5 protein-coding genes are annotated in these 5,695 nt (G+C 77.8%); 1 reads left to right on the top strand and 4 read right to left on the bottom strand.

Annotated features, from left to right (window positions below; genetic code table 11):
- A partial coding sequence (locus tag RIF68_RS25300) for a helicase-associated domain-containing protein (protein ID WP_309053607.1) occupies positions 1 to 2,311 on the bottom strand: 2,311 nt, incomplete at its 3' end.
- 82 nt (positions 2,312 to 2,393) lie between these two features.
- Here RIF68_RS25300 and RIF68_RS25295 point away from each other — a divergent pair.
- Complete coding sequence (locus RIF68_RS25295) at positions 2,394 to 3,392, top strand: hypothetical protein (RefSeq protein WP_309053606.1); 999 nt, start codon at positions 2,394 to 2,396, stop codon at positions 3,390 to 3,392.
- Positions 3,393 to 3,569: 177 nt separating this feature from the next.
- On the opposite strand, the gene RIF68_RS25290 is transcribed toward RIF68_RS25295, so the two are convergent.
- The 3 genes from RIF68_RS25290 to RIF68_RS25280 form a co-directional block, all read right to left on the bottom strand.
- Positions 3,570 to 4,436 (bottom strand): ABC transporter ATP-binding protein, encoded by an 867-nt coding sequence (locus tag RIF68_RS25290; protein ID WP_309053605.1) that lies wholly within the window; start codon positions 4,434 to 4,436, stop codon positions 3,570 to 3,572.
- Positions 4,433 to 5,518: an iron chelate uptake ABC transporter family permease subunit gene (locus tag RIF68_RS25285; protein ID WP_309053604.1), complete on the bottom strand. Its 1,086-nt coding sequence runs from the start codon at positions 5,516 to 5,518 to the stop codon at positions 4,433 to 4,435. Before RIF68_RS25285 ends, RIF68_RS25290 begins: the two co-directional genes overlap by 4 nt.
- Positions 5,515 to 5,695: iron chelate uptake ABC transporter family permease subunit (locus RIF68_RS25280; protein WP_309053603.1), on the bottom strand; the 181-nt coding region annotated here is incomplete at its 5' end. The genes RIF68_RS25285 and RIF68_RS25280, both read right to left, overlap by 4 nt.

The following is a 5,695-nucleotide window of genomic DNA, read 5'->3' as shown; positions in this document are numbered from 1 at the left end:
GCACCGGGGCCGTACGGGCCGGGGTGCGGTACGCGTCGGCGCGGGTGATCAGGACGTCGCCCTCGGCGGACTCGGCCGCCGGCGCGTACCCCATGGCCCGCAGCCCGTCGAGCAGCGCCGCCGGATCGGCCTGCGCGGCCAGCACGGTCGGGGCGAGGCGGCGCAGCCGCAGGGAGGCGGAGCGCCGGTCGGCGAGGATCTCGCCGAGGAGGGTGTCGTCGTCGCAGCGCACGTACGCGGAGGCCGCGCCGACCCGCAGGTGGCCGTGCTTCCGCGCCACGTCGTCGATCAGGTAGGCGAGCGGCTGCGGAACGGGCGTGCGGGAGTGCGCGGCGAGGAAGTCGTGCAGGTCGGAGGCGGTGCGGCCGGTGTCCAGGGCACGCCGTACGGAACCGGGCGTGAACCGGTACACCGTGGCGCCACCCTTCGATTCCACGTCCGCCAGGACGGCGAGCGCGTCGGCGAGCGGACGCAGCAGCGGGCCGGGCGCGACGGCGGTCAGGTCGGCCTGGAGCAGGACGTGGTCGACGGGTTCCGGCAGCAGCGGCGCCAGGAGCTCCGCCGCGCGCTCGGCGGCGACCGACAGCTCGACCTCGCCCGCGTGGCCGGCGGGGTCGGCGGCCTCGGCGAGCGGCAGGTTCAGCAGGGCGCGGGCCGGGGTGGAGAGGGCACCGCGCCCGGTGATCCCGAGCAGCTCGGCCTCCTCCAGCGTCCACCGGGCGATCCGGGCCCGCAGGTCGGGTGCGGGACCGCCCGGGCCGTGCCCCGCGGGCCCGTGCGAGCCGTACGGCGGTGCGCCGTGGCCGCCGGAGCCGTACGGGCCCTGCTGCCGGCCGCCCGGCTCCTGAGGGGCGCCGGAGGCGGCCCGGCCCCCGCCGGGGCCCGCCGCGGCCGCCGCGCCCGCGCTCCGCAGGGGCCGCTCCCAGGCCAGCCGCGCGAGCACCGTCCCCGGGTCGGCGGCGGAGCCCGGCGGCAGCGCCGCGAGGAGGGTGAGGACCCGGTGGCGGACCTCCGGGGCGGGTGCCCGGTCCAGGTCGGGGCCGAGCGCCGACAGGGTCCGGCCGCGCGCGTCCTGCCCGCCGACCAGGCCGGAGGTGCGGGTCGCGGTGAGCCAGGCGGTGACGAGCCGCGCCCAGCGCTCGGCGGGCGGCAGGTCGAGCCAGTCGTCGTAGGCGGGGGTCGGCGCGTACCGCTCGTCCGCCTCGCCGTCCGAGGCGAGCAGCCCCGCGCCGTGGCAGAGCTCCAGCCAGAACGCGGCCACCGGCTCGGTCACGTCCAGGGCGGCGGCGGTCCGCTTGAGGTCCCGTACGGCCAGACCGCCCGCGCGCAGCACCGGCGGGCCGCCCCGGTCCCAGGACTTCAGCAGCTCCTCGACCGTGGCGAGCGCCGCGTAGGCCTGTCCGGCGGCGGCGCTGTCCACCACCTGGGGACGGTACTCGCGCAGCACCGCCGGACGCGGCGGCACCGGCTCCGGGTGCCGGTGCACCCGCCCGCCCCGCAGGTGCAGCGCCACCTCGCGCGGCAGCACCATCGTCCGCGGAGACACCGGAAGCAGCAGCCCCCGGTCCCGCAGCCAGCGCACCGGCGGGGCCGGGTCGGCCGTCACCTCGCCGTACGGCGGACCCCACACCAGCCGGTCCAGGACCGCGAGGGCCTCCGGCGGGGCGGTGTCCAGGAGCGCGCCCATCCGCGTCCGGTGCGTGAAGAGTTCCGTGAGGGCGGCGACCGCCGAGACGGGGTCGTGCGTCGCGGGCAGCCCGGCCGCGGCGAGGAGCTCCTGCACCCGGCCCGGCGACATGCCGGACGTCGCCTCGGCGACCGTCGGCCCGAGGCCGGTGGGGGAGGGGTGCTGCGGCGAGGGCGCGAGCAGCTCCCGCGCGGTCCGCACCAGCCGCAGCCGGTCGTCCTCGCCCCACACCAGCGCCTGTTCGCGCAGCAGCGCGACCGCGCCGGGCAGCGCGGCCTCGATCTCCGCGTCGCCCTCGTCGCCGGTGAGCAGGGCGAGGAGGACGGGGTACGCGGCGGGGTCCGGGGCCACGGCCAGCGCCTCGGCCGTCTGGAGCGCGAACCGGTCGAGCCGCTCCAGGGCGCGGACGACCGAGCCGCGCGTGCCGGCGCGGGTGGCGAGCTGCGTCAGGTCGTTCGGGACCGGCGACAGCAGGTCGGGGCGGGCACGCAGGAGCGCGGCGAGCCCTTCGTCGCCCCGCGCGCGCAGCGCTTCCGCGAGCGTGCGCGGCGGCGCGGTGGCGCCGTTCCCCTCGGGACGTCCTTCCGGCACGTGCGCCTCCCGGTCGAGCTCGCCGATCCCCATCCGCACCACGTTAGCCCCTGATCGGGCGCACGCAGGCGCTACCGTCGACGCGTAGCGGGCGCACGGGCCGTGGAGGGGCAGCATGGGCATCGAGAGCGACCAGTTGGTCTTCGACTATCTGAGCCGGGTGGGCGACGTGGCGCAGCGGCGCCATCTGCCCGCGAGCGACCGGGCGCGCCTCGTGTCGGAGCTCCGGGACGAGATCGACCGGCGGCGCGCCGGGCGGAGCGGTCGGAACCCGGCGGCGGTACGGGGCATCCTCGGCGCGCTCGGCACGCCGGACGAGGTCGTGGACCGCGTGGGCAGGACGGACGGACCGGACAGCGAGCGGGGACGTCCCGACGGCACGGACGGCCGTCCGGACAGCCCGGAGGACAAGGCGCCCGCCCCCGGCCCGGAGATGACGAAGGCGTCCGTCCCCCGCCCGCGTACGGGCGGGGCGCCGGCGGACGAGGACGGCGGTCCCGCCGCCGACGGAGAGACGGACTGGTGGCGGGCCGGCGAACCGGAGGCACTGCCGCCCGGCTTCTTCGGCGGCATCGAGGCCCCCGAACTCTTCGCGCCGCCGGTCCCGGAGGAGGACGAGGAGGAGTCGCGGGACCCGGAGGAGGACGGCGGGGGGAAGTGGCGCCGGCTCTCCCGGCTGCTGCGCCGGCGCCGGCCCGCCGGGGGCCCGGAGGCAGTCGGGGACGACGCGCCGGCGGCGGGCGCGGTGGCCGTGGAGGCCGCCCGGGGCCGCCCGCTCCTCGCGAACCCCTTCCTCCTTCTCGCCGCCCTGCTCCTCCTCGGCGGGGCCGCCTTCGGCTCGCTCCTCGCCCTCGCGGCCGGCTGGCTCCTCGCGTACGCCTCCCGCCGCCTCACGCCCGCCGAGACCAGGACCGCCGTCCTGGTCCTGCCGGGCCTCGCCGTGGCGGGCGGGATCGCCTGGCTGTGGGGCCGCGTCGACGGCCGCTGGGGCGCCCCGCTCGCGCAGGGCGGCGAGGCCATGGGCGCGGCGATCGGCGAGACCTGGCCGTGGGTCCTGCGCGGCGCGGCCGTCGCCTCGGCCCTCTTCCTGATCTGGCGCTCGCGCAGACACTGACGGGCCCCGGCGCGGCCGACACCCCGGGGGTGAGCGGTCCTCCGGACCTCCGCCCATGGCGGCCGCGTCCGGGCGTCCCCCGGAGCGCCCGCCGGCCGGAGCGCTTGCGGTCCGCGCCCCGCGCCGGGCCGGCAGGGCGTTGGCCCCGGGTGCACGACCGCTCCGGCACGCCCCGCGTCAGCCCGTGACCGTCGCCTCCGCGCCCGTGTCCGCCCGCCACGGCGCGCCCGGCACCACCAGCGGTGATCCGGTCACCGGGTCCGGGACGACGACCGCGTCCAGGCCGAAGACCTCGCGCACCAGATCCGCCGTGACGATGGCGCCGGGCGGGCCCTCCGCCACGATCCGGCCCTCCTTCATGGCGACGAGGTGGTCGGCGTACCGGGCGGCCTGGTTCAGGTCGTGCAGGACGACGACGACCGTCCGGCCGCGCACCCGGTTGAGCCGGCGCACCAGGTCGAGCACCTCCACCTGGTGGGCGATGTCCAGATAGGTGGTCGGTTCGTCCAGGAGCAGCAGGTCCGTCTCCTGGGCCAGGGCCATCGCGATCCAGACGCGCTGGCGCTGTCCGCCCGACAGCTCGTCCACGGACCGGTCGGCGAGCGCGGCCACGTCCGTGCGTTCCATGGCCTCGACGACCGCCCGCTCGTCCTCCTCCGACCACTGCTTCCACCAGGCCTGGTGCGGCTGGCGGCCCCGGGAGACCAGATCGGCGACGGTGATCGCCTCGGGCGCGACCGGCGTCTGCGGCAGCAGGCCGATCGCGCGGGCGATCCGCTTGGTGGGCAGCCGGGCGAGTTCCCGGCCGTCGAGGAGCACCGCCCCGCCGGCGGGCCGCAGGAGCCGGCCGAGTGCCCGCAGGGTGGTGGACTTGCCGCAGGCGTTCGGGCCGACGATCACCGTGACCTTGCCGTCGGGGATCGCCAGGTCCAGCTCGTGGACGACCGTGCGGTCCTCGTAGGCGAGGGTCAGCCCGCGCGCGGCCAGCCGGCCGCCGCCCGCCGTACCCGCGCCGCCCTTCGTACCGGGAACCGGATCACTCACGCCTTGCCTCCTGCGGTGCGGCTCCGGACGATGAGCCAGATCAGATACGGGGCGCCGACCGCCGCCGTGAGGACACCCACCGGCAGTTCGACCGGCGAGAACAGCCGCCTGCCGAGCAGGTCGGCGAGGACCACGACCGCCGCGCCCGTGAGCGCCGAGCACAGCAGCGGGATCTGCGCGGTCCGTGTCATGCGCCGGGCGACCTGCGGGGCGAGGAGCGCCACGAAGTCGACCGGTCCGGCGACGCCCGTGGCGACCGACGCGAGGACGACACCGACGGCGACGAGCCCGAGCCGTACCCGTCCCAGCCGCACGCCGAGGGCGGTCGCCGTGGAGTCGTCCAGGGAGACCGTCCGCTGGGCGCGGGCCGCCCACAGCACGGCGGGCAGCGTGATCAGGAGCGTCCAGCGGATCGGGGCGGACTCGTCCCAGCCGCGACCGTTGAGGGAGCCGGTCATCCAGATCTGCGCCTGCTGGGCCACCAGGTAGTCGCCCTTGGTCATGAACAGGGTCGTCAGGGACCGCAGGGCGATGGCGAAGCCGATGCCGATGAGCACGAAGCGGGTCGCGTGCAGCCCGCCGCGCCAGGCGAACACGTACACGAGCGCCGAGGCGAGGACGCCGCCCGCGATCGACAGGTAGGGCAGCGCCGTGTACGAGGTGAGGCCGAAGGTCATCGCGGCGACGGTGAACGCCCCGGCGCCCTGGCTGATGCCGATGATGTCGGGGGAGGCGAGCGGGTTGCGGGCCACGGTCTGGATGAGGGCGCCCGCGACGCCGAAGGCCGCGCCCACGGCGAGGGCGACGACGAGCCGGGGCGCGCGCAGCTCCTCCACCACGAAGGCGGCCGGCGAGTCCTGCCCGAGCAGCACCCGTACGACCTCGGCGGGCTCGACGAACCGCTCCCCGACGCAGAGGTACGCGACGGAGGCGGCGGCCAGGAGCAGCAGCAGGCCCGTGGCGACGGCGGCCGAGCGCCGGTGGACCAGGAAGGAGGTCCGGCCGGCGCGGACGAGTCCGTACCCGGCCGGGCGGACGGCGGCCCGCTTCCCGGCGGTGGCGGTGGCGGCGGGGGCGGTCACGCGGGCACCGCCTTCCGGCGCACCAGGGTGACCAGGAACGGCACGCCGACCAGCGCGGTCATCACGCCGGCCGGGACCTCGCCGGGCGGGAACACGATCCGGCCCGCGACATCGGCGACGAGGACCATCACGGGCCCGAGGAGGGCGGCCATCGGCAGCACCCACCGGTGGTCGGAG

It is taken from the genome of Streptomyces sp. (assembly GCF_031178505.1).
GTDB lineage: Bacteria > Actinomycetota > Actinomycetes > Streptomycetales > Streptomycetaceae > Streptomyces > Streptomyces gulbargensis.
The sequence above is the reverse complement of the archived record's forward strand: the minus strand, read 5'-3'. Positions and strand labels throughout refer to the sequence as shown.

Excerpts from the sequence above, each read along its gene's own strand:
- RIF68_RS25295 (WP_309053606.1), top strand. The coding sequence starts at position 2,394 with ATGGGCATCGAGAGCGACCAGTTGGTCTTCGACTATCTGAGCCGGGTG.